This is a genomic window from Paraburkholderia polaris (genome assembly GCF_012927345.1).
In the GTDB taxonomy this organism is placed as follows: Bacteria; Pseudomonadota; Gammaproteobacteria; order Burkholderiales; family Burkholderiaceae; genus Paraburkholderia; species Paraburkholderia polaris.
In genome coordinates this window covers 70,835-91,750 of record NZ_JABBGJ010000045.1, presented here as the reverse complement: position 1 = coordinate 91,750, position 20,916 = coordinate 70,835, and the positions used below count along the sequence as shown (strand labels likewise).

Here is a 20,916-nt window from a genome sequence, read left to right as displayed (position 1 = left end):
AGGTCGCGGCTGGCGGGGCTTTCACCACCACGCCACGCTGAGTATTGCCGCATATGGGTTTCTGATGGCCCAGCGACTCAGGATGGGATCAGGCAGCGGCGATAAAAAAAACTTCATCGAACGCGCGCTGCCTGCGCTTCCCGCGGATTACATCGCACGCGGCAGTCCAGCGCGCACAACGCCACGTTCCTGACTCCATCACGACGTTGCGTATCCTGCTCGGACTACGACTCACGCAACGTCTGCACCATTCATCGCAGCGATGGCACGAAAACTATGTGACACAGTAAGACTAACAAATCAAGGAAAGGCCAACACCGCAGGCCAACAGACGACCAAGCGCCGCGCAGGCAAAACCAAACCCAACCCCAACCCTCTATTGCTGCGGCGCCCGATAAGGCGTCCAAACAGGCGTATCCAAATCCCAATTATCAAGTTCAGACGGTGTCATGACATGCTCCTTTGTAAATAGTGTGCAGATACCACCCCGATGAAAATTTCGTTCGGAAACCGAATCATCGCGGCGTATTCGCCTTACTGCCCATTGGCAACGCGTGTAACGTCACCGCTGGTGCCTTCCTGCAATGCAATGCGCGCAGCCTGCGTCTGACCAATCAGACCTTTATCCGGATACGACGTACGATTCAGCGCAGGCAGCGACCCGTCGCGATAGGCCGCGACCAGTTCGGCCTTAACTTCAGCACGGGTTTTACCGCCAGTGGTCGGAGCGGGCTGCGTTTCGTACGTGCCTGCATGGCCAATGCCGCCACCGCCGCCGTTGCTTTGAGCAAACACCGGTGCGCTGGCAAGCAGCGTAAGAGCAAGACCTGCTAAGAGATTGCGTTTCATGATTCACTCCTGTCGATTCGTTTGCAGCACAAGCAGCGCTGCGACAGGGTGAAATGTAGACTTCGAAGCGGTGCGGATAAATCGCACTTTCGCGAAATGAATTGTCGCGATTCCGGAACAATCGCGACAACGCACCTATTACTCGGGCAACCGCGGCATTAGAGCCGCGGTTGGAATTCACTTTTCCATTTTCTGTACTTCAATTCGCGCGAATCAGGCGACCCATTCCGTTATCACCGGCGTATCGAGCGTCGGTGCAGATTCGCGTTCTTCGAAAGTCCGCTTCGTGCACGTCGCGTCGAGACTGCCGCGTCCGCTCAGCAACGGGCAACGGTCGAACAGTTCGGCAATCCAGTCTACGAAAACACGGACTTTAGGCGACAGATGCCGACTGTGCGGATAGACTGCGGAAATTGGCATCGGCAAAGGTTTCAGCTCCGGCAGCACTTCAACCAGCTGACCCGAACGCAGATGCGGCAGCACCATGAAGAGCGCCGGCTGAATCAGGCCGAAGCCTTCCAGTCCGCAAGTCACGTAGGCATCGGCGTCGTTCACCGACACAATGCCCTTCATCTTCACTTCGATTTCTTTGCCATCAACCATGAAGGCCCAATCGATCGTGCGCCCCGTGCGGCTCGAAAAATAATTGACTGCTTTGTGATTCTCGAGGTCTTCGAGCGAAGTCGGCATGCCCGCGCGCTCGATGTAGTCGGGAGCCGCGCATGTGACGCCCTCGAACAAACCGATGCGTCGCGCCACCAGCGAGGAATCCTGTAGCGCGCCCACCCGAACCACGCAATCCACGCCTTCCTGCAACAGATCGACGGGCCGGTCCGTCAATCCGAGTTGCAGGTCGATGTCCGGGTAACGCGTGTGGAATTCACACAGCGAAGGGATCACCAGCAAGCGCCCGATAGATCCCGGCATGTCGATGCGCAGCTTGCCGTGCGGCTTCTTATTGCCGCTCTGGAAGCTGGCCTCGGTCTCTTCGACGTCCGCAAGGATGCGCACGCAACGTTCGTAATACGCGGCGCCGTCCGGCGTCAGCGACAAACGCCGCGTGGTCCGGTGCATCAGACGCGTGCCGAGGAACGCTTCGAGGTTCTGAATAATGGTGGTAACCGATGCGCGCGGCAGGTCGAGCGTTTCCGCCGCACGGGTAAAGCTGTTGGTGTCGACGACGCGCGTGAACACTTGCATGGCCTGAAGCCGGTCCATTGCAAACCTCCTAAAAAGGGGCGGGCGCTCTGAGCAGGGATCGAATCTGCCGCGAATCCGCAGAGCAATCGCATTCGATTGTTCAGGGGCGCCGAATTGTGTTGCCGGATTATAGGCATTTATTTACGAGTCTGCCGAACCCACAATTCGCACCATTGAAGTTCTATGCGCATTGCGCGGCTCGACATGGATGCATTTAAACCGCCGTACTCCTTTGTGCCCGCCGGCAGCGGCCCGGCACAGGCTGACAGCACGGCACTCGACGTGACTGACGTGCAGATCGAAGGGCACGCACAGGACATCACGTTGCGTTTGTACCGGCAGGCACAGAAAACCGCACTGCCAGTACTGCTTTATTTCCACGGCGGCGGTTTTACGAAGGGCTCGATCGATCAGGCCGACTATGCCGCGCGTTATTTCGCAGAACACTTACCGGCTCTCGTCGTCTCGGTCGGTTACTCGCTGGCGCCGCAGTTTCCGTTTCCGGCGGCGCCCGAAGACGCACATCGCGCGGCGCTGTGGGTGCAGACAAGAGCACGGGCGTTTGGCGGGAATAGCAAGAAGGTTGGCGTGGCGGGCCACGATGCGGGCGGACAGTTGGCCAACTGCCTCGCTTTCATCGCACGCGATCGCGGCGACGTGCGCATCACCGCGCAGGCGCTGTTCGGCCCAATGCTCGATCCGAGCCTGACGCGCCTTGGCGATGAGCAGCGCCTTGGCTCGGACATCACCGCGAAGGAATGCGCGGCGTGTTATCGCGCGTATCTGCCGCAGGCGTCGCAACGCATGCATCCGTATGCTGCGCCGCTCGAATCGTTGCGCCTCGCGGGCCTGCCGGCCACGCTGATCGTGACGGCGCAAAACGATGTACTGCATGTGGAAGCGGAGAAATACGCGAGCAGTCTGATCGATGCGGGTGTGCTGACCCAGGTGGTCCGTTGTCCCAGCATCTCGCACGCGGCGTTGGCCGACCATCCGCCCGCCTTGCAGGAAGCGGTGAGATTTTTTCAGTGGCGCTTCGATGCGCGCGCCCATCGCTGAGACACAAATAAGCAGAACTTTGATCAACGATACCGGGAGCTTCTCATGACTATCCTTCCTCTTTCCCGTCGCCGTGTGGCGATTGCCGCGCTAGTCGTCATTGTCGTAGCCGGGCTGGGCACCTTCGGCGCGATTCGCGTCGACGCGAGCTCGCCGGCTGCGCCGACCATCGTGCCGGAAGTCGATGTTGCCACCGTGGTGCAAAAGACCATCACCGACTGGCAAAGCTATTCGGGCCGCCTCGAAGCGGTCGAAAAAGTGGACGTCCGTTCGCAGGTGCCGGGCACGATCGTGTCCGTCAACTTCAAGGACGGCGCGCTCGTGAAGAAGGGCGACACGCTGTTCCTGATCGACCCGCGTCCGTATGCCGCCGAAGTCGATCGCGCCGAAGCACAGCTAGCGGCGGCGCAAGCGCGTACGGGCTACACGCAAAGCGATTGGGAACGTGCGCAACGCCTGATCGCCGACAACGCGATCGCCAAGCGCGATTACGACGAGAAGCAGAATGCCGCGCGCGAAGCGAGCGCCAACCTGAAGGCCGCGCAAGCCGCCGTCGAAACCGCGCGCATCAATCTCGGCTACACGAAGATCGTCGCGCCGGTGGCGGGCCGCGTGTCGCGTGCGGAAATCACGGTGGGCAACGTGGTGTCCGCGGGCGCAAGCTCGGCGCCGCTGACCACGCTGGTGTCGGTTTCGCCGATCTACGCATCGTTCGACGCTGACGAACAAACCTACCTGCAGTACCTGAGCCGCGCAAAGGATGGCAGCAAGGTGCCGGTGGAGTTGGGTCTCGCGGACGAAAGTGGCTATTCGCGCAGCGGCGTAATCGAGTCGATGGACAACCGGCTGGATACGTCGTCCGGCACGATCCGGGTGCGCGCGCGTTTCGATAACCAGGATGGTGCATTGATCCCGGGTCTCTATGCGCGTGTGAAGGTCGGCGGCAGCGAGCCGCATCCGGCACTGCTGATCGACGACGCCGCAGTGGGCACCGATCAGGACAAGAAATTCGTGCTGGTGGTCGACCAGAGCAACCACGTCGTCTACCGGGAAATCGCGGTGGGCAGCATGCAGGGCAACCTGCGTGTCGTCAAGGGCGGTTTGCAGGCCACCGACCGGATCGTCGTGAACGGTATCCAGCGTGTGCGCCCGGGCGATGCAGTGCGCGCTCACATGGTGCCGATGACTGCCGATCAGGATCCGAACAGCGCGCCGCTCGCACAGACGCGAGCCAAAACTGCGGACAAGAATTCGTGAGCCTCGTGCGCCACGCTTATCCGGTCTTAATAGCTGGCCGTAGCGGGCGCATGCTCCAACGTTAAGAGCTTCCCATGAACATATCCAAATTCTTCATCGATCGACCGATCTTTGCCGGCGTGCTATCGGTATTGATCCTGCTGGGGGGTATCATTTCGCTCTTCAAGCTGCCGATTTCGGAGTATCCGGAAGTCGTGCCGCCTTCGGTGGTGGTGCACGCGCAATATCCGGGCGCCAATCCGAAAGTGATCGCCGAGGCCGTTGCCGCGCCGCTTGAAGAGCAGATCAATGGCGTCGAGAACATGTTGTACATGCAGTCGCAAGCCAATAGCGACGGCAATCTCACGCTGACGGTGACCTTCAAGCTCGGCACCAATCCGGACCTCGCGACGCAGCTGGTGCAGAACCGCGTCAACCAGGCGCTGCCGCGCCTGCCGGAAGACGTGCAGCGCCTCGGCATCACGACCATCAAGAGTTCGCCCACGCTGACGATGGTGGTCCACCTGATCTCGCCGAACAATCGCTATGACATGACGTATCTGCGCAACTATGCGCTGCTCAACGTCAAGGACCGGCTTGCACGGATTCAGGGCGTCGGCGAAGTCCAGTTGTGGGGTTCGGGCGACTATGCAATGCGCGTCTGGCTCGATCCGCAGAAAGTCGCACAGCGCGGTTTGACGGCGACCGAAGTGGTCAACGCAATCCGTGAGCAGAACATTCAGGTGGCAGCCGGTGTGATCGGCGCATCGCCTTCGGTGCCGGGTACGCAACTTCAGTTGTCGGTGAATGCGCGGGGCCGTTTGAAGACTGAGGGCGAATTCGGCGACATCATCGTCAAAACCGCGCCGGATGGCGGCGTGACGTATCTGCGCGATATCGCACGTATCGAACTGGCGGCGTCGGAATACGGCCTGCGTTCGTTGCTCGACAACAAGCCGGCCGTTGCACTCGCCATCAATCAGGCGCCGGGAGCGAATTCGCTGGCGATTTCCGATCAGGTTCGCTCCGCGATGAAGGAACTGGCGGAAGACATGCCGGCGGGCGTCGAATACAAGATCGTCTATGACCCGACGCAGTTCGTCCGCTCGAGTATCGAGGCGGTGATCCACACGCTGCTCGAAGCGATCGCGCTGGTGGTGATTGTGGTGATCGTGTTCCTGCAGACGTGGCGTGCGTCGATCATTCCGTTGATTGCGGTGCCGGTATCGATTGTCGGTACGTTCTCGTTACTGCTTGCGTTCGGCTTCTCGATTAATGCGTTGTCATTGTTTGGGATGGTGCTTGCGATCGGGATCGTGGTGGACGACGCGATCGTGGTGGTGGAGAACGTCGAACGGAACATCGAAAGCGGGCTCAGTGCACGCGATGCCACGTATAAGGCCATGCAGGAAGTGAGTGGGCCGATTATCGCCATCGCGCTGACGCTGGTCGCTGTGTTCGTGCCGCTCGCTTTCATGACCGGCTTGACGGGGCAGTTCTACAAGCAGTTCGCGATGACCATCGCGATCTCGACGGTGATCTCGGCGTTCAACTCGCTGACCTTGTCGCCGGCCTTGTCCGCGCTGCTGTTGCGTGGCCATGGTGCCAAGGAGGATTTCCTGACGCGTGTGATGAATCGTGTGCTGGGTCGTTTTTTCAAGGGCTTCAACAAAGTTTTCCATCGCGGCTCGACGGAGTATGGCCGTGGCGTGAAGGGCGTGCTGCGCCGTAAAGGTGCGATGCTCGCGGTGTACGCGATCCTGCTGGGTGCGACCGTGCTGATCTCGCGCGTCGTGCCGGGCGGGTTCGTACCGGCGCAGGACAAGGAATACTTGATCGCGTTTGCGCAGTTGCCGAACGGCGCGTCGCTGGATCGCACGGAAAAGGTGATCCGCGATATGAGCGCGATTGCCTTGAAGCAGCCGGGCGTGGAAAGCGCGGTGGCATTCCCGGGTTTGTCGGTGAACGGCTTCACCAATAGTTCGAGCGCGGGCATCGTGTTCGTCACGTTGAAGCCTTTCAAGGACCGTGGCAGCAAGAAGCTCTCGGCCGGTGCGATTGCCGGTGCGTTGAACCAGCAGTACGGCGCGATCAAGGATTCGTTCGTTGCGGTGTTTCCGCCGCCGCCGGTGCTGGGTCTCGGCACGCTCGGCGGCTTCAAGATGCAACTGGAAGATCACGGCGCGGTGGGTTACGCGGAGCTGAACAAGGCGGCAGAGGCATTCGTGAAGAAGGCAGCGCAAACGCCTGAACTTGGACCGACGTTCTCGAGCTATCAGATCAACGTGCCGCAATTGAACGTCGACCTGGATCGCGTGAAGGCCAAGCAACTCGGCGTGCCGGTCACGGACGTGTTCAACACGATGCAGATCTATCTGGGCTCGCTGTACGTGAACGACTTCAACCGTTTCGGCCGCGTGTATCAGGTGCGGGTGCAGGCTGACGCGCCGTTCCGTCAACGTGCTGACGACATCCTGCAACTGAAGACGCGTAATGCTGCGGGTGACATGGTGCCGTTGTCGTCGCTGGTGACGGTGACGCCGACGTACGGTCCGGAAATGGTGGTGCGTTACAACGGCTATACGGCTGCCGACATCAACGGCGGACCGGCGCCGGGCTTCTCGTCGGGCCAGGCGCAAGCCGCGGCCGAACGCGTGGCAGCGGAAACCTTGCCGCACGGTGTGAAGCTCGAATGGACCGACCTGACGTATCAGCAGATCATCGCCGGCAATGCGGGCTTGTGGGTGTTCCCGATCAGCGTGCTGCTCGTGTTCCTCGTGCTGGCCGCGTTGTATGAAAGCCTGACGCTGCCGCTCGCGGTGATCCTGATCGTGCCGATGAGCGTGCTGTCCGCGCTCACCGGTGTGTGGCTCACGGGTGGCGATAACAACATCTTTACGCAGATCGGCTTGATGGTGCTGGTGGGGCTGTCGGCAAAGAACGCGATTCTGATCGTCGAGTTCGCCCGCGAGCTGGAGCATGACGGCCGTACGCCGCTGGCGGCGGCGATCGAGGCGAGCCGCTTGCGTCTGCGTCCGATTCTGATGACGTCGATCGCTTTCATCATGGGTGTGGTGCCGCTGGTGCTCTCGAGTGGAGCGGGTTCGGAGATGCGTCACGCGATGGGTATCGCGGTGTTCTTCGGCATGCTCGGCGTGACGCTATTCGGCCTGATGCTGACCCCTGTGTTCTATGTGGTGCTGCGTACGTTGGCGGGCGGGACGATTCACGTCGCGCAGAAAGACGCGCCGCACCTTGGGGCGCCGGTGACGGAAGCCTGAGGAGAAAACAACAATGAATCGATTTGAATCTTTGGGCGGGTGGGGCCGGGCGGCTGCCAGCGGTTTGCTGGTGGCGTTGCTCGCGGCCTGCTCCGTGGAGCCCACGTATAAGCGGCCGGAGGTGGATACACCGGTTGCGTTCAAGGAAGCGCCCGCCGCTGCGTCGGCTGCGTCAGGTGCGTCAGCTGCGTCCGCCGCATCGCCGCAGGACACGGGTACCTGGAAGCAGGCTCAACCTGCGGACGACGCGCATCGCGGCGAATGGTGGACGATTTTCGGCGACCCGCAGCTCAACGCGCTGGAAGAGCAGGCGGCTGCCGCGAATCAGGACCTGAAGGCGGCTGCAGCGCGCGTGCAACAGGCGCGTGCGGTGACGCAGGCGGCGAAGTCGGACTGGTTCCCTAAGTTCGACGCGGGCTTCGGCCCGACGCGTGAACGTGCGTCAGCGGCCTCGCAATTCCAGCCGGATAGCGCGGGCGGCACGACGGGCACGATCTGGCGCGCGCAGGTGGGCGCGTCGTATGAGACCGATCTGTTCGGGCGAATCGGGTCGAATGTGAATGCGACGCGTGCGGACGAGCAGCAAACTGAAGCGCTGTTCCGGTCGGTACAGTTGTCGCTGCAGGCTGACGTTGCGCAGAACTACTTCCAGTTGCGCGAGCTCGACACGGATCAGGATCTGTACCGCCGTACCGTGGCGTTGCGCGAGGACACGCTGAAGCTGGTCGAGCGCCGCTTCAAGGAAGGCGATATCGGCGAGTTGGATGTCTCGCGCTCTCGCAACGAACTCGCGAGCGCGCGTGCGGATGCAGTGGGCGTGGCGCGCCAGCGCGCGGCCTCCGAGCACAGTCTGGCGATTCTGCTCGGCAAGCCGCCGGCGGATTTCTCGTTCGCGGAAGCACCGCTCGCACCCGTGACGGTGCGTGTGCCGCCAGGTTTGCCTTCGGCGCTGCTCGAACGTCGGCCGGACATTTCGGCGGCGGAGCGGGCGATGATGGCGGCGAATGCGCGGGTCGGTCTGGCGAAGTCGGCGTTTTTCCCGAAGCTCGATATTACCGGCGGGGCTGGCTTTGAATCGGCGACGCTCGGCGATCTCTTCATGTGGTCGAGCCGCGCGTTCATTCTGGGGCCGTTCGCCGGTACCGCACTGACGCTGCCTTTGTTCGACGGTGGGCGCCGCAAGGCCAACCTCGCACAAGCTCGCTCGAAGTACGACGAGGATGTGGCGCAATATCGTCAGCAGGTGCTGGTGGCGTTCCGCGAGGTCGAGGATAACCTCGCCGATCTGCGTTTGCTCGACGATCAGATGCGCGAGCAGAACGATGCGGTCGTGGCCTCGCAACGGGCGGCGCATCTGTCGCGCACGCAGTACACGGAAGGCGCGGTCAGTTATCTGGATGTGATCGACGGCGAGCGGCAGGTGCTGATTTCGCAACTGCAGGCGAGTCATCTGTCGGGCACGCAGGCGGTGGCGACGGTTAATCTGATTCGCGCGCTGGGCGGCGGCTGGGGCGATGTGAAGCCTGCGGGCGATGAGGCGGTGGGGGCGGTTGCGCCGGCTTCGGGTCCGGCTGCTGCATCTGCTGATGTGTCGGTGGATCAGGTGGCTAAGCGTTAGGGTTAGCTTTTAGTTTGTTGGCCGATGAAGAACGCCGGGTTGCGCTAAAGCGCGGCCCGGCGTTTTTTGCTGATGCGGTGTGCCAATCCCTGTGCGGGTGCACCGACTCCCAAATCATTTTTCCCGCTTTCCTTCCCAAAATCCGTTCGTAGACCGCCGGTTTCCTGCCGTCTATCATGTTTCGCACCTCATCTGGAGAGAGGCGATGACCTGTCCGACCTACCGCTGTTCGCGCTGACCCGCTCGCGCGTTCTATCGCTGCTGCGCGCCGGTTAAACCGCGCGTTGCAGATTTCCGTTGTTCGACCGAATCCCGGCGCGCCTGCCCGCATGCCGAGGGATCGGCTCGCCTCGCCTCGAAACACACCACGCCCCAACCCTAAAGAGCTCACCATGCCCATTTCTCTCTCTACCGTGCGGCGTTTTTTCCGCGCGCCGGCGCTAACGCTGATCGGCGCATTCGGCGTCGCGCTGGCGTTGTCTGCTGCGCCTGCATCCGCGGCAGACACGCCCACGTTGAAGATCGGCACCGCCACCAGCCCGCAAATCGAGGCGCTCAAAGTCGCCGCGCGCGAGGCGAAGGAGCAGGGGCTCGACGTGAAGATCATCGAGTTCACCGACTGGAATACGCCGAACGCAGCCCTCGCCAACAAGGATATCGACGTCAACTATTTCCAGCACATCCCGTTTCTTGAGAACGCAAAGAAGCAGGGTGGCTATAACTTCGTCGCGATCGCGCCGGGCACGATCATGAAGATCGGGCTGTACTCCAAGAAGATCAAACGCTTCGACGAATTGAAAGACGGCGCCACGGTCGCCATCGCTAACGATCCGGTCAACGGTGGCCGTGGTTTGCTTTTGTTGCAACGTGCCGGTCTCATCAAGCTGACCCCGGGCGTCGACTATCGCGCCACCACGCTTGACATCATCGACAACCCGAAGCATCTGAAAATCGTCCAGCTCGAAGCATCGCAATTGGCCCGCTCGCTCGACGACGTCGATCTCGCCCAAGGCTACCCGAGCTTCATCAAGCTCGCAGGCACCACTGATCCGAATAGCGCATTGCTGTTCGACGGCCTCGAAAACAAGAACTACGCGATCCAGTGGGTCGTGCGCCCGGAAAGCGTAAACGATCCGCGTATCCGTAAGTTCATCTCGATCTATCAGCATTCACCCGCTGTGCGCGCCGCGCTCGACAAGGCCTTCGGTAATCTCTACGCCGTCGCCTGGTGAGTCGAGCAACATCGGCGTCACGCGCAAACCGGTGCGCGATCCACCGTGCAAGCATGAGGGGAACGAAGCAATGGCTAATCTTTTCGACGTGCCGCAGTTCATTGAAGACGCGCCGTCGCTCGCCTTGAATCATGCTGCGGCCGATGCCGCGCAGGAAGCTGTCGTATTCGACGACGTGGGCAAGGTGTTCGCCAACACGCGCGGCGTCTCGACCGCGGCGCTTGCGAACGTCACGCTGAAGGTGGCGCGCGGCGAAGTGTTCGGCATCATCGGCCGCAGCGGCGCAGGCAAATCGACGCTGCTGCGGCTCGTCAACGGACTGGAAAAACCGAGTTCCGGCGCTGTGCGCGTGAATGGCGTGAGCGTCGGCGAACTCGACGAGCGCGGGCTGGTCACGTTGCGGCGGCGTATCGGCATGGTGTTCCAGCATTTCAATTTGCTCTCGGCGAAAACGGTGCGCGAGAACATTGCGTTGCCGCTAAAAATCGCCGGCGCGCCTAAAGCGGCGATCGACAAAAAGGTCGATGCGTTGCTCGAACTCGTGGGCCTCTCCGCTAAGCGCGACGCCTATCCGGCGAGTTTGTCCGGCGGCCAGAAGCAGCGCGTCGGGATCGCGCGCGCGCTCGTGACCGACCCGGATATTCTGCTGTGCGACGAAGCGACGTCCGCACTCGATCCCGAAACGACGCAAGCCATTCTCGCGTTGCTGCGTGATATCAATCAGCGGCTCAACCTGACGATCGTGCTAATTACGCACGAGATGCAGGTGATCCGCGAAGTCTGCGATACGGTGGCGGTGATCGAGGGTGGGGAAGTGGTGGAGACCGGTCCGGTGTGGCGCGTGTTCGGCGACCCGCAGCACGACGCGACGCGCGCGTTGCTGCGTACCCTGGTGCATGATTTGCCTGCGGATCTGGCCGCGCGCGTCAAACCGTTGCACGAGATCGCGCAAGCGGACGCACAGATTCTGCTCGACGTGCGTTTCACCGGCAGCGATGCCAGCGAGCCTGACCTGGGCGGGTTGGCGTCCGCACTGAGCGTTGACGGTGGCCGCGTGAGTTTCGTGCATGGCGGCATCGACCGGATTCAGGGGCATGCGCAAGGGCGTCTGGTGGTGTCGGCAGAAGTGCGCGCGAATGCGGACGGCACGGTGCAAAAGCAGATCGCGACGCTGCTCGAGCGTGCGCGTCATTATGCCAATCATGTCGAGGTGCTCGGCTATGTCTGATCTCTGGCTCTCGGAGCTCGCCGATGCCATTCGCGACACCATCGTCATGGTCGGTGTATCCGCCTTCGTTGCGGCCTTGGTCGGGATTCCGCTTGCGTTGGTGCTGGTCACCACGACGCGCGGCGGCATCTTTGAAAAACGCGTGGTCAACAGCACGCTCGGCGCGCTCGTGAACGCCTTCCGCTCCACGCCGTTCATCATTCTGCTGGTTGCGCTACTGCCGCTCACGCGTTTGCTGATCGGTACGACGATCGGCGTATGGGCGGCGATCGTGCCGCTCAGTATCGCGGCGATTCCCTTTTTTGCACGCGTGGCCGAAGTGAGCTTGCGCGAAGTGGACCGCGGTTTGATCGAAGCCGCGCAGGCAATGGGCGCGCAGCGCCGGCATATCATCTGGCATGTGCTGTTGCCTGAAGCGCTGCCGGGTATTCTCGGCGGCTTCACGATCACCGTGGTGGCGATGATCGGTTCCTCCGCAATGGCGGGCGCGGTTGGCGCCGGCGGCCTCGGCGATCTGGCGATCCGCTATGGCTATCAGCGTTTCGATACCACCGTGATGGTGACGGTGATCGTGTTGCTGATCGTGATTGTGACGGCGGTGCAGTTCGTTGGCGACCGTCTCGTGCGGCGGCTCGCGCAACGCGCATGATCGTCGCTTGTTGGCCGCTATTTGCATGACGAATAGGCGCATACGTCCCACGTTTTCAGCGCGGATGTCACCGTCTATCATGCTAGTTTACGACGACGGGCCAGCGAGACTCCCGCTCACCTGACCGAATGCAAACCGGCCGCGCCGACAAGCCGCGTGTCGCTCGCCAAACCTCTTCACGTGGACATTGAATGAACGAACCTCGTCATCCCGAGGCGCTGCCAACCGACGCTGCGCCCGTGGTGCGCGATCTCGCCGGCTTGCTCGACGCGTTGCGCGCCAGCGCGGCTCAGCGCGATCGCGACGGCGGCCACGCCGCGCAGGAAAAACAATGGATCGCCGATGCGGGTCTGCTTACGCTTGCGGTGCCGCGTGAATTCGGCGGTCCCGGCGCGCACTGGCCTGAGATCTACGAGACGATTCGCCAGATCGCGCGAGTCGACAGTGCGCTTGCCCATCTGCTGGGCTTCACGTGTCTGCAGGTGGTCAGCGTCAATGTATGGGGCAACGCGGAACAACGTGCCCGCTATCTGAGCGGCACGGTGGAAGGGCGCTGGTGGTGGGGCAATGCGGTCAATCCGCTCGACACGCGACTCGTTGCAAGCGCAACCAGCGACGGCGGCTATCGTCTCGATGGGCAGAAAGGATTTTGCTCGGGCACGCGCGGCTCGCACATGATGACGGTTTCCGCGCTCGATCCGGCCACGGGCAACGCAGTGTTCGCCGTGGTGCCGACCACGCGCGAGGGCATTACCGTTCACGAAGACTGGAATCCGATCGGTCAGCGGCAAACCGATAGCGGCAGCGTCTCCTTCGTGCAGGTCAAGGTTGAGCCGCATGAGGTGCTGGAGCGGGCCGACACGTCATACGCGAGTCTGCGCACGCTGATCTCGCAGCAGGTGCTGATCAATCTGTTCGTCGGCATCGCGCAGGGCGCGCTCGAAGAAGCGCGCGCGTACGTCACACAGTACGGCAAGCCGTGGATCTCTTCCGGCGTCGATAAAGCCACCGACGATCCCTACCTGATCCAGCGCTTCGGCGAGATGCGTCTACAGGCGGTGAGCGCGGAAGCGCTGGCAGTGCGAGCCGCCAATGCGCTTGACGATGCGTGGCAACAGGGCCCCGCTTTGGACGCCGAAACCCGTGCGTACGTGGCGCTCGCCACCTCGGAGGCGAAAATCGTCGCGCACCGCGCCGCGCTCGACGTCAGCGAAAAACTGTTCGACGCCTGCGGCGCGCGCGCCACGCACGCGCCGCTAGCGCTCGACCGTTTCTGGCGTAACGCTCGCGTGCATACGCTGCACGATCCGCTCGACTATCGCGTGCGCGACGTCGGCCGTTATGCGCTGAGCGGGACGTTGCCGGAGGTTTCTTTGTACACTTGAGGCGGTTCGCGGCGGCCTGCATGAGGCGTCGCGGTTTATCCCCTTCAAGAGACCACCGGATTGCAGTTCAAATTACCGACCACCGCAACGGCGCCGTTTTGCCCATCCGAGGTGCAAGGCACAGTCGCCGTCACGCAAGGCGCGCCGTTCTGGAAAAAAATCCTGCAATTCGCCGGGCCCGGCCTGCTGATTTCGATCGGCTACATGGACCCCGGCAACTGGGCCACCGATATCGAAGCGGGTTCGCGTTACGGCTACAGCCTGCTGTTCGTTGTCATGCTGTCGAGTCTTGCGGCGATGGCGCTGCAATGTTTGAGCATGCGGCTCGGCATCGCTACCGGGCGGGACCTCGCGGAATTGTCGAGACTGCGTTATTCGCCGGGTGTCGCGCGCTTTCAGTGGCTGCTCGCCGAGCTGTCGATTGTGGCCTGCGATCTGGCCGAAGTGCTCGGCGGTGCGCTGGCCTTCCATCTACTCTTCAAATGCTCGCTGACCACGGGCGTGTTGCTGACCGCATTCGACACACTGATCGTGCTCGGCCTGAAAGGCAAAAATTTCCGCGATCTCGAAGCGATCATGCTCGGCTTGATTGCGACTATCGGCGTTGGCTACATCATCGAGTTGGCGCTGGTGAAGCCGCATTGGCCGTCAGTCGCGCAAGGACTGATTCCTTCGTGGCAGGCACTCAGCAGCCGCGAGCCCATGTATCTGGCGATCGGCATTCTCGGTGCGACCGTGATGCCGCATAACCTTTATCTGCATTCGTCGATCGTGCAGACCCGCGCGGTCAAGCGCGATCCGGCCAGCATCAAGTCGGCGATCGGCATGTCGCGCATCGATACGATCGTGTCGCTGGTGATCGCGCTGCTGATCAACATGGCGATCCTGATTCTCGCGGCCGCTGCGTTCCATGCGACCGGCCACAATCAGGTTACCGAAATCGAGGACGCGTACAAGCTGCTGGCGCCGATCGTCGGCACCGGTTTCGCGGCGGTGCTGTTCGCGATCACGCTGCTGGCGTCGGGGCAAAGTTCGACCTTCACCGGCACGGTGGCGGGGCAGGTCATCATGGAAGGCTTCCTGAAGCTGAAGATTCCATGCTGGCAGCGACGCTTCATCACACGGGCTCTCGCCTTGATTCCGGCGCTGATCGGCGTGCAGATGATGGGCAACGGCGCAGTCGGCAAGCTGCTGGTCGCAAGCCAGGTCGTGTTGAGCCTGCAACTGCCGTTCGCGCTTTATCCGCTGATCCGCATGACCAACGATCGTTCGCTGATGGGCGAATTCGCCAACAGGCTGCCGACGCGGCTTCTCGCCTGGTCGCTGTTCGTGGTGATCAGCGCGGCGAACCTGTGGCTGGTGGTGCAGACGGTGGGGCTGGTGGACTGATTGGGCGTAGGGGGTTGGGCGTAGGGGGAGAGACGCCCATCGCCTGGTGTCAGGTTGAAAAACGATCTCAGTCTTGTCGAAGATCCGGGCGCGATTCTGACCGCGGTGTTGTCGGCGGCGAACAGCATATAAAAAAGGTCCGCGTGATGGCGGACCTTTTCTCTGGGTGCTTCGGTTCGAATCAGGCTGGACCGGCCCTCATCGATTCAACTCAACTCAGGCGGCTTGCGCAATCTGCGCTGCTTCGAGCGCTTCCTGGCGAGCGGCGGCGGCCTTCTTGGTCTTGCCGGCGCGCGACGGCGGCTGGCAGGCGCCACACACCACGTTGTGTTGCAGGTCGTGCTTGTGCGCGACGAACTTGCCGGTGCAACGGCAGCATTTGGTCAACTGCAGGATATCGGCGTCGAAGAAACGCACCAGCGTCCATGCACGCGTCAGATCCAGCACCGGTTCGGTTTCGCTGTGCTGGCAATGTTCCAGATACAGCCGATACCCTTTGGTCAGCGCATCCAGGTGCGAGCAACGCGCTTCGTTCTTCAGGAACAGGTACGTGTTGTAGAACAACGACGCGTGGATGTTCGCCAGCCACGTCATGTACCAGTCCGCCGAGAACGGCAGCATGCCCTTGGGCGGCGATACGCCCTTGACCTCGCGGTACAGGCGGATCATGCGGTCGCGCGAAAGCGTCAACTCGCTTTCGAGCACCTGCATGCGCGCGCCGAGTTCAATCAGCGCGATGGCACGGAATACTTCTTGTGCGTCTTCCGTCAGGCTACGCTTGAGCATCGCGGTCACCTCGATTAAGCAAACTGCTCAGCAGGCTGGCCTGCAAGCAGGATCGCCGCGTGAGTCGGTGCAACTGCTGCGTGCTTCGTCGTTTGCGTCAACGCCGACAACATCGAGTGGTCGTTGAAGCGGAAGAAGCATAAAAGCTGATCGGAAGCGGCCAGCTTGACGATCTGCGCGAGCGACAGCCCGGCAAGCAAATCAGCCAGTTCCGACGACAGTCCCAGCCGGAACATGCCGACCGGTTTGTCCTCACGCAACATACGTTGCGCGAGCATGATGTAAGACAAGTTGATCTCGCGGATTGAATCCAGCGTCTCGCTGCTACGGTCCATTTTCTGTGTTTCCGAAGCCCCGAATTACTATGTCGGCATTTTTTGCCGTTATGTCTTTTGTGCCTCACCGGAAACGATAACCTCCGGCTACATGTCACCACCTGATACAGGCGGCGACTTTTTGATACATCGCGTTACATTTAGTAACAGCTTGGGACGAATTGTATGAAGAGCAAAACAAGAAATCAATCCCCTCTCGAAAAAATATCTCAAAAAGATGCATCAAATTTCGGTAACTCTTTCACGGTCTCGCAATAGATGATGCTTTGCAGGTTTTTTGCGGCCTGAGAACTTTTTATGATCCATGAAAACCCTTGTGTGGTGGGCTCCAGAGTCATTTGTCTGAGCAATAGCGTGTGTCCGGTCGAGAGTCGGAAATTCAGGACCTGAATTAGAAAGGAAATAGAAAGCGAGCCCAATTAAAAGTAATAAATACCGGTCATTGGCGCTGCTATGGGGACAAATCAGAGATGTAACAGGTTCGTGTGGCCCCGGTTACAAACGAGGCCTCATTTGTAACTTCTAGCAACCGTTTGCGCGGATCCGTTCGACTTCGAGGCCGAACGCCGGGCGCAGGCGGGTGCCGAGTACGTTGCCGGCGAAGGCGGCGACCAGCCACAGCCAGCCGTGCAAGCTGCCTGACACAATGCCACTGAAATAGGCACCGATGTTACAACCGTAGGCCAGACGGGCTCCGTAGCCGAGCATCAGGCCGCCGACCACCGCGGCGATCAGCGAGCGGGCCGGCACCTTCCAGACCGGTGCGTAACGGCCGGCGAGCGCGGCGGCAGTCATGGCGCCGAGGATGATGCCGATATCCATCACCGTGGTGACGTCATGTGTAACAGGGGCGGCCAGCGCGCCAGCGTTGGCATGAGTGGCCCAATACGGCCAATTGGCCACATCGATACCCAGTGCGGCAAATATCTTGGCGCCCCATAGCGCGAACGCCGACGTCACACCCCATGGACGGCCGGACAAGGCCAGCGTCGCGAAGTTGAGCAACACCAGAGCGATTGCGCCGACGAACAATGGCCACGGGCCGTGCAGCCATGGCGACGCGTGCGGCTCGCGCTGCGGCTCATCGACCAGCCGGCCATGGCGCCGCCGCTCGACCACTACGGTGAGCGCTGCGATCGCAGCGAAAATGACCAGATTCAGCACGATCGCCCAGCCCGCACCGAGCGTGGTCACCATCGAAAGCGGTTTGAGAGACGGCAGCGCGGTCCAGAAGGGCATGTGCGCGGTCGCAACAACCGAACCGATGACAAACGCCACCAGCGTGACGATCATGCGCGTGCTGCCGCCGCCTACGGTGTACAGCGTGCCGGACGCGCAGCCGCCACCCAGCTGCATGCCGACGCCGAACATGAAGGCCCCGACCAGCACGGAGGTGCCTGCCGGCGCGACCAGGCCGACCACCGGCCGACCGAACAGCGTGCCTGCGGCGAGCGCCGGAAAGAACAACAACACGCCGAGCGCCAGCATCAGCATTTGTGCGCGCAGACCGGCGCCGCGGCCGTCGGCGATAAAGACCCGCCATGCGGAGGTAAAGCCGAACGCCGCGTGATAGAGCGACATGCCCAGCAGTGCGCCGACGATGTAGAGCGCTGCCTGACGGCCGCTCACGGTCTGCGCCAGATAGACGGCGCCCAGCGCGATTAGAACGAGCGCGGCGCCGAGCGGTTTTGGGTTGATGTCGAAACGGCGTGGCACGCGCGGAAGCGAAGTGGAGAGATCGGACATGGTGTTTGACTGACGAGCGGCAAATCGAAGGGAGCCCGACGGCGGCGGATAAGCTGTGTCGGGGTTGGTGCAGCGGAAAGGTAGTTAAAAAAGATAACACGGATCGCGCGCTGGAGCAGGGCGGCTGGGCGTGGTGTGGCGCTTGTGCTGCGGTGTTGGCGCTGGCTGCAGCGCGACGGTTTCTCGGGCGATCGGATATGTTTCGCTGCAAGCACGAGCACGAGCGTTGATTGCGGCCGCCGCCGCTGCTGCCGCTTGTCGCGGTGCCGCGTGCCGGACGACCTGCGGCAGGATTGGTACCCGAAGCTGTTACATGAAGCGCGCCATCAGATCGGCATCGTGAAACACCCCGTTGACGTTCAATGCGCCGATCTCGCAGCCATATTGGCGAAAGCCAAGCGACTCATAGAGTCTGCGCGCCGCCTCGTTCCGGCTACCCACCATCAACTGGATCTGCCGTAGGCCTTCTATTTGCGCCGCTCGCGCCAGCAACTCATTAAGCAACGCGCGCCCGACCCCGCGGCCTGCAGCTTCCGGCGCGACATACATGCCGACGACGGAGGCCTTGTGCCGTTCTTTGTCGCTCTGGCTGCGCAACAGTCCGACCACGCCTATCAACGGCGCATTGGCCGATGCGTAGGCACCGAGCAAAAAGTCACCTTCGGCTGCGCGTGCGCCCTGCAACATCGCGTCATGCTGCGCGGCGCCCTTGGCCAGCGCTTCCTCGTAGCTTTGACCGAACGACTCCGGATGTGCCTTCAGTCCGCGCAGGCGAAGCTGGAAGTAGGCGTCGCGGTCGGCCGGCCCAAGTTGGCGGATCAGTAGGGCGTTGTTGATCAAGTGCGTCTCTCCATGGGGTTTGAATGGCGCTGCAAGCGGTAACAACGCAGTGTTCGATGATGCTCAGATTTCAGCAGTCCAGCAGTCCAGCAGTCCAGCAGTCCAGCAGTTCAGCAGTTCAGCGGTCCAGCAATTCAGCGGTCCAGCAATTCAGCGGTCCAGCAATTCAGCAGCCCAGCAGTTCAGCGGTCCTGCTACGGCTTCGCGGCTTCAGCCTTTTGCCCCTCGGCGCGTTGGCTTTCGGCAAACTCGCGCAATGCCGCCGCAGTTTGCTGATCGGCGGGAAAGAACGCTTCAATGGCAAGTTCCGACAGTGTCACATCGACCGGTGTGCCAAATACCGTGGTAGTGCTGAAGAACGACAGCTCGCCGATCGGCGTGCGCAATCTCAGCGGCACGGCGACCTGATGACTCGCGTTGTCGTCGTGGTCGGTCACTTCCGCGCCGGGCGGAGCAGGATACGCGGCTAGCTCGTCGCGCAGTGCGCTCAACGTGTCGTCGCCACTCACGTCGATTTGTCGCTGGAGTCGGGACAGCGCGTGCGCCCGCCAGGCATGCCAATTGACGATCGACGCTGCGATGCCTTCCGGATGCAAGCTCAATCGCATCGCATTGACTGGCGGTTTCAGCAGTTCCGGGCTTGCGCCTGCAAGCAGCGGCGCGAGTGCATTGTTCGCGGCAACGATGGTCCAGTGACGGTCGATCGCGAGTGCCGGATACGGCTCGTGGCCTTTAAGCACCAACTCGACCGCCTCGCGCGCAGCGGCCAGTTGCGGGTCCGTCAAAGGACGTTCGCGGAACAGCGGCGCATAACCTGCAGCGATCAGCAACGCATTGCGCGCACGCAGTGGCACGTCGAGCCTCTCGGCGAGGTGCATGACCATTTCCCGGCTGGGCACCGCACGGCCTGATTCGACGAAGCTCAGATGCCGCGTTGAAATATCGGCTTCAGCGGCGAGTAGCAACTGGCTCATTCTTCGCCGCTGCCGCCATTCGCGCAGCAGATCGCCGATCGTGCGGCTCGCCGTGGGCCCGGCCGACGGGATGGTTTGTGCAAGAGAGAGTGTGTTCATGCTGCCGATGATAGCCAAAGCGCGTTAGCGATCCATTACCTGACAGGTAATGGAATACCCGGGAATGCCGCGGAATACCCGAAAAAACGTAGGAGCAGTCGCGAATACGCAGCGCATTCGGGGTGTTGCCCCAACCGCCAACACGACAGGCGCGAATCAGGCGGGCGCCACACCTTCCGGTACGGCGTTGAGCTTGACGCCCAGCGCGCGCAGCAATTTGAACACCGTATCCATGCGCGGTTTGGAGCCAGGCGCGAGTGTTTTATAGAGGCTTTCACGCCCGAGCCCGGCGTCGGCCGCGACCTTCGCGATGCCGCGTGCTTTTGCGATGTCGGCGATCGCGGCGAGGAGGAGGTCGGCGTCGCCTTCTTCGAGGGCTGCGTTGAGATATTCAGCGATCATCTCCTCGCTATCGAGGTAGTGCGATGCGTCGAACCGTGCGGTTTTGACTTTGCTCATGACAGTTCCTTTCTGATTGCTGCCCATATTGATTTGGCATGCTTGATGTCGGCCGACTGCGTGGACTTATCGCCACCGCAGAGCAGCAGGTACACCATGCGCTCTTCGCGCGCGAAGTAGACCCGATAGCCGGGACCGCAATCGATACGCATCTCGGATACACCGTCTTCCAGCAGCTTTACGTCGCCGAAATGACCTCGCTCCGCACGCCGGACCCGCACCAGGATTTTTGCCCTCGCTCTTAAGTCTGCGAGGCCGGCAAGCCAGCTGTCGAATTCCTCGGTGCGGTTGACCGTGTACACAGGCGGTGAACCGATTTGTTGATGAGTGTATCCTGTCGGATACGATCTTGCAAGTGTAGAAACCATATTGAAAAAGCGGCTCGAGGCCGCACCCGTTCAGTCCGTCACATGCCGCGCGTCAACGCTGCGCGGCCCCCCATTTGCCCTATGAGGTTAGCGGCTGACGCAGCCCGTGACGATTCGGCCGGATGGCCAATCCGGCGCGCAAAAAGGCGCAGTTCTTCACCTCAGTGCGTCCGGATGCTTACC

18 protein-coding genes and 1 pseudogene are annotated in these 20,916 nt (G+C 61.5%); 10 read left to right on the top strand and 9 right to left on the bottom strand.

What is annotated here, in order from left to right:
• Positions 1 to 193: pseudogene (locus HHL24_RS33960) on the top strand (IS701 family transposase); the annotation flags it as partial.
• 341 nt (positions 194 to 534) lie between these two features.
• Here the strand turns inward: HHL24_RS33960 and HHL24_RS33955 are convergent.
• Positions 535 to 849, bottom strand: a complete 315-nt coding sequence (locus HHL24_RS33955; RefSeq protein WP_169489669.1) for a DUF4148 domain-containing protein — start codon at positions 847 to 849, stop codon at positions 535 to 537.
• Between the two features lie 213 nt (positions 850 to 1,062).
• Entirely contained in the window at positions 1,063 to 2,067 is a 1,005-nt protein-coding gene (locus tag HHL24_RS33950) for a LysR family transcriptional regulator (protein ID WP_169489668.1), read from the bottom strand.
• Between the two features lie 186 nt (positions 2,068 to 2,253).
• Here HHL24_RS33950 and HHL24_RS33945 point away from each other — a divergent pair, with 186 nt between their 5' ends.
• The 9 genes from HHL24_RS33945 (at position 2,254) to HHL24_RS33905 (ending at position 15,126) form a co-directional block, all read left to right on the top strand.
• Positions 2,254 to 3,108, top strand: a complete 855-nt coding sequence (locus tag HHL24_RS33945) for an alpha/beta hydrolase (RefSeq protein ID WP_169489667.1) — start codon at positions 2,254 to 2,256, stop codon at positions 3,106 to 3,108.
• 45 nt (positions 3,109 to 3,153) lie between these two features.
• Positions 3,154 to 4,365, top strand: a complete 1,212-nt coding sequence (locus HHL24_RS33940; RefSeq protein ID WP_169489666.1) for an efflux RND transporter periplasmic adaptor subunit — start codon at positions 3,154 to 3,156, stop codon at positions 4,363 to 4,365.
• A gap of 74 nt (positions 4,366 to 4,439) precedes the next feature.
• Entirely contained in the window at positions 4,440 to 7,625 is a 3,186-nt protein-coding gene (locus tag HHL24_RS33935; protein ID WP_169489665.1) for an efflux RND transporter permease subunit, read from the top strand.
• Positions 7,626 to 7,638: 13 nt separating this feature from the next.
• The gene (locus tag HHL24_RS33930) at positions 7,639 to 9,243 is read left to right on the top strand and encodes an efflux transporter outer membrane subunit (protein ID WP_169489664.1); all 1,605 of its coding nucleotides are present in this window, start codon (positions 7,639 to 7,641) and stop codon (positions 9,241 to 9,243) included.
• A gap of 392 nt (positions 9,244 to 9,635) precedes the next feature.
• A complete protein-coding gene (locus HHL24_RS33925) occupies positions 9,636 to 10,475 on the top strand; it encodes a MetQ/NlpA family ABC transporter substrate-binding protein (protein WP_169489663.1) in 840 nt (279 codons plus the stop codon).
• 70 nt (positions 10,476 to 10,545) lie between these two features.
• Positions 10,546 to 11,703, top strand: coding sequence for a methionine ABC transporter ATP-binding protein (locus HHL24_RS33920; protein WP_169489662.1), 1,158 nt, complete (start codon positions 10,546 to 10,548; stop codon positions 11,701 to 11,703).
• Entirely contained in the window at positions 11,696 to 12,352 is a 657-nt protein-coding gene (locus HHL24_RS33915; protein WP_169489661.1) for a methionine ABC transporter permease, read from the top strand. Before HHL24_RS33920 ends, HHL24_RS33915 begins: the two co-directional genes overlap by 8 nt.
• Positions 12,353 to 12,543: 191 nt before the next feature.
• The gene (locus tag HHL24_RS33910) at positions 12,544 to 13,737 is read left to right on the top strand and encodes an acyl-CoA dehydrogenase family protein (RefSeq protein WP_169489660.1); all 1,194 of its coding nucleotides are present in this window, start codon (positions 12,544 to 12,546) and stop codon (positions 13,735 to 13,737) included.
• 60 nt (positions 13,738 to 13,797) lie between these two features.
• Positions 13,798 to 15,126, top strand: a complete 1,329-nt coding sequence (locus tag HHL24_RS33905) for an Nramp family divalent metal transporter (RefSeq protein WP_169489659.1) — start codon at positions 13,798 to 13,800, stop codon at positions 15,124 to 15,126.
• A 216-nt stretch (positions 15,127 to 15,342) separates the two neighbouring features.
• On the opposite strand, the gene flhC is transcribed toward HHL24_RS33905, so the two are convergent.
• The 7 genes from flhC to HHL24_RS33870 form a co-directional block, all read right to left on the bottom strand.
• On the bottom strand, positions 15,343 to 15,912 hold the full coding sequence (gene flhC / locus HHL24_RS33900) for a flagellar transcriptional regulator FlhC (RefSeq protein WP_007177883.1): 570 nt from the start codon (positions 15,910 to 15,912) through the stop codon (positions 15,343 to 15,345).
• Between the two features lie 14 nt (positions 15,913 to 15,926).
• Positions 15,927 to 16,247: a flagellar transcriptional regulator FlhD gene (gene flhD / locus HHL24_RS33895; protein ID WP_028194930.1), complete on the bottom strand. Its 321-nt coding sequence runs from the start codon at positions 16,245 to 16,247 to the stop codon at positions 15,927 to 15,929.
• 522 nt (positions 16,248 to 16,769) lie between these two features.
• The gene (locus HHL24_RS33890) at positions 16,770 to 17,993 is read right to left on the bottom strand and encodes a YeeE/YedE family protein (RefSeq protein WP_169489658.1); all 1,224 of its coding nucleotides are present in this window, start codon (positions 17,991 to 17,993) and stop codon (positions 16,770 to 16,772) included.
• A gap of 309 nt (positions 17,994 to 18,302) precedes the next feature.
• Complete coding sequence (locus tag HHL24_RS33885) at positions 18,303 to 18,833, bottom strand: GNAT family N-acetyltransferase (RefSeq protein WP_206003140.1); 531 nt, start codon at positions 18,831 to 18,833, stop codon at positions 18,303 to 18,305.
• A 194-nt stretch (positions 18,834 to 19,027) separates the two neighbouring features.
• Positions 19,028 to 19,906 carry a helix-turn-helix domain-containing protein gene (locus HHL24_RS33880; RefSeq protein ID WP_169489657.1) on the bottom strand — a complete coding sequence of 293 codons (879 nt, stop codon included), beginning with the start codon at positions 19,904 to 19,906 and terminating at the stop codon, positions 19,028 to 19,030.
• A gap of 156 nt (positions 19,907 to 20,062) precedes the next feature.
• Complete coding sequence (locus HHL24_RS33875; protein WP_054039070.1) at positions 20,063 to 20,365, bottom strand: addiction module antidote protein; 303 nt, start codon at positions 20,363 to 20,365, stop codon at positions 20,063 to 20,065.
• Positions 20,362 to 20,733, bottom strand: coding sequence for a type II toxin-antitoxin system RelE/ParE family toxin (locus HHL24_RS33870; protein ID WP_169489656.1), 372 nt, complete (start codon positions 20,731 to 20,733; stop codon positions 20,362 to 20,364). The genes HHL24_RS33875 and HHL24_RS33870 overlap by 4 nt, the downstream gene beginning before the upstream one ends.
• Positions 20,734 to 20,916 lie beyond the last annotated feature (183 nt).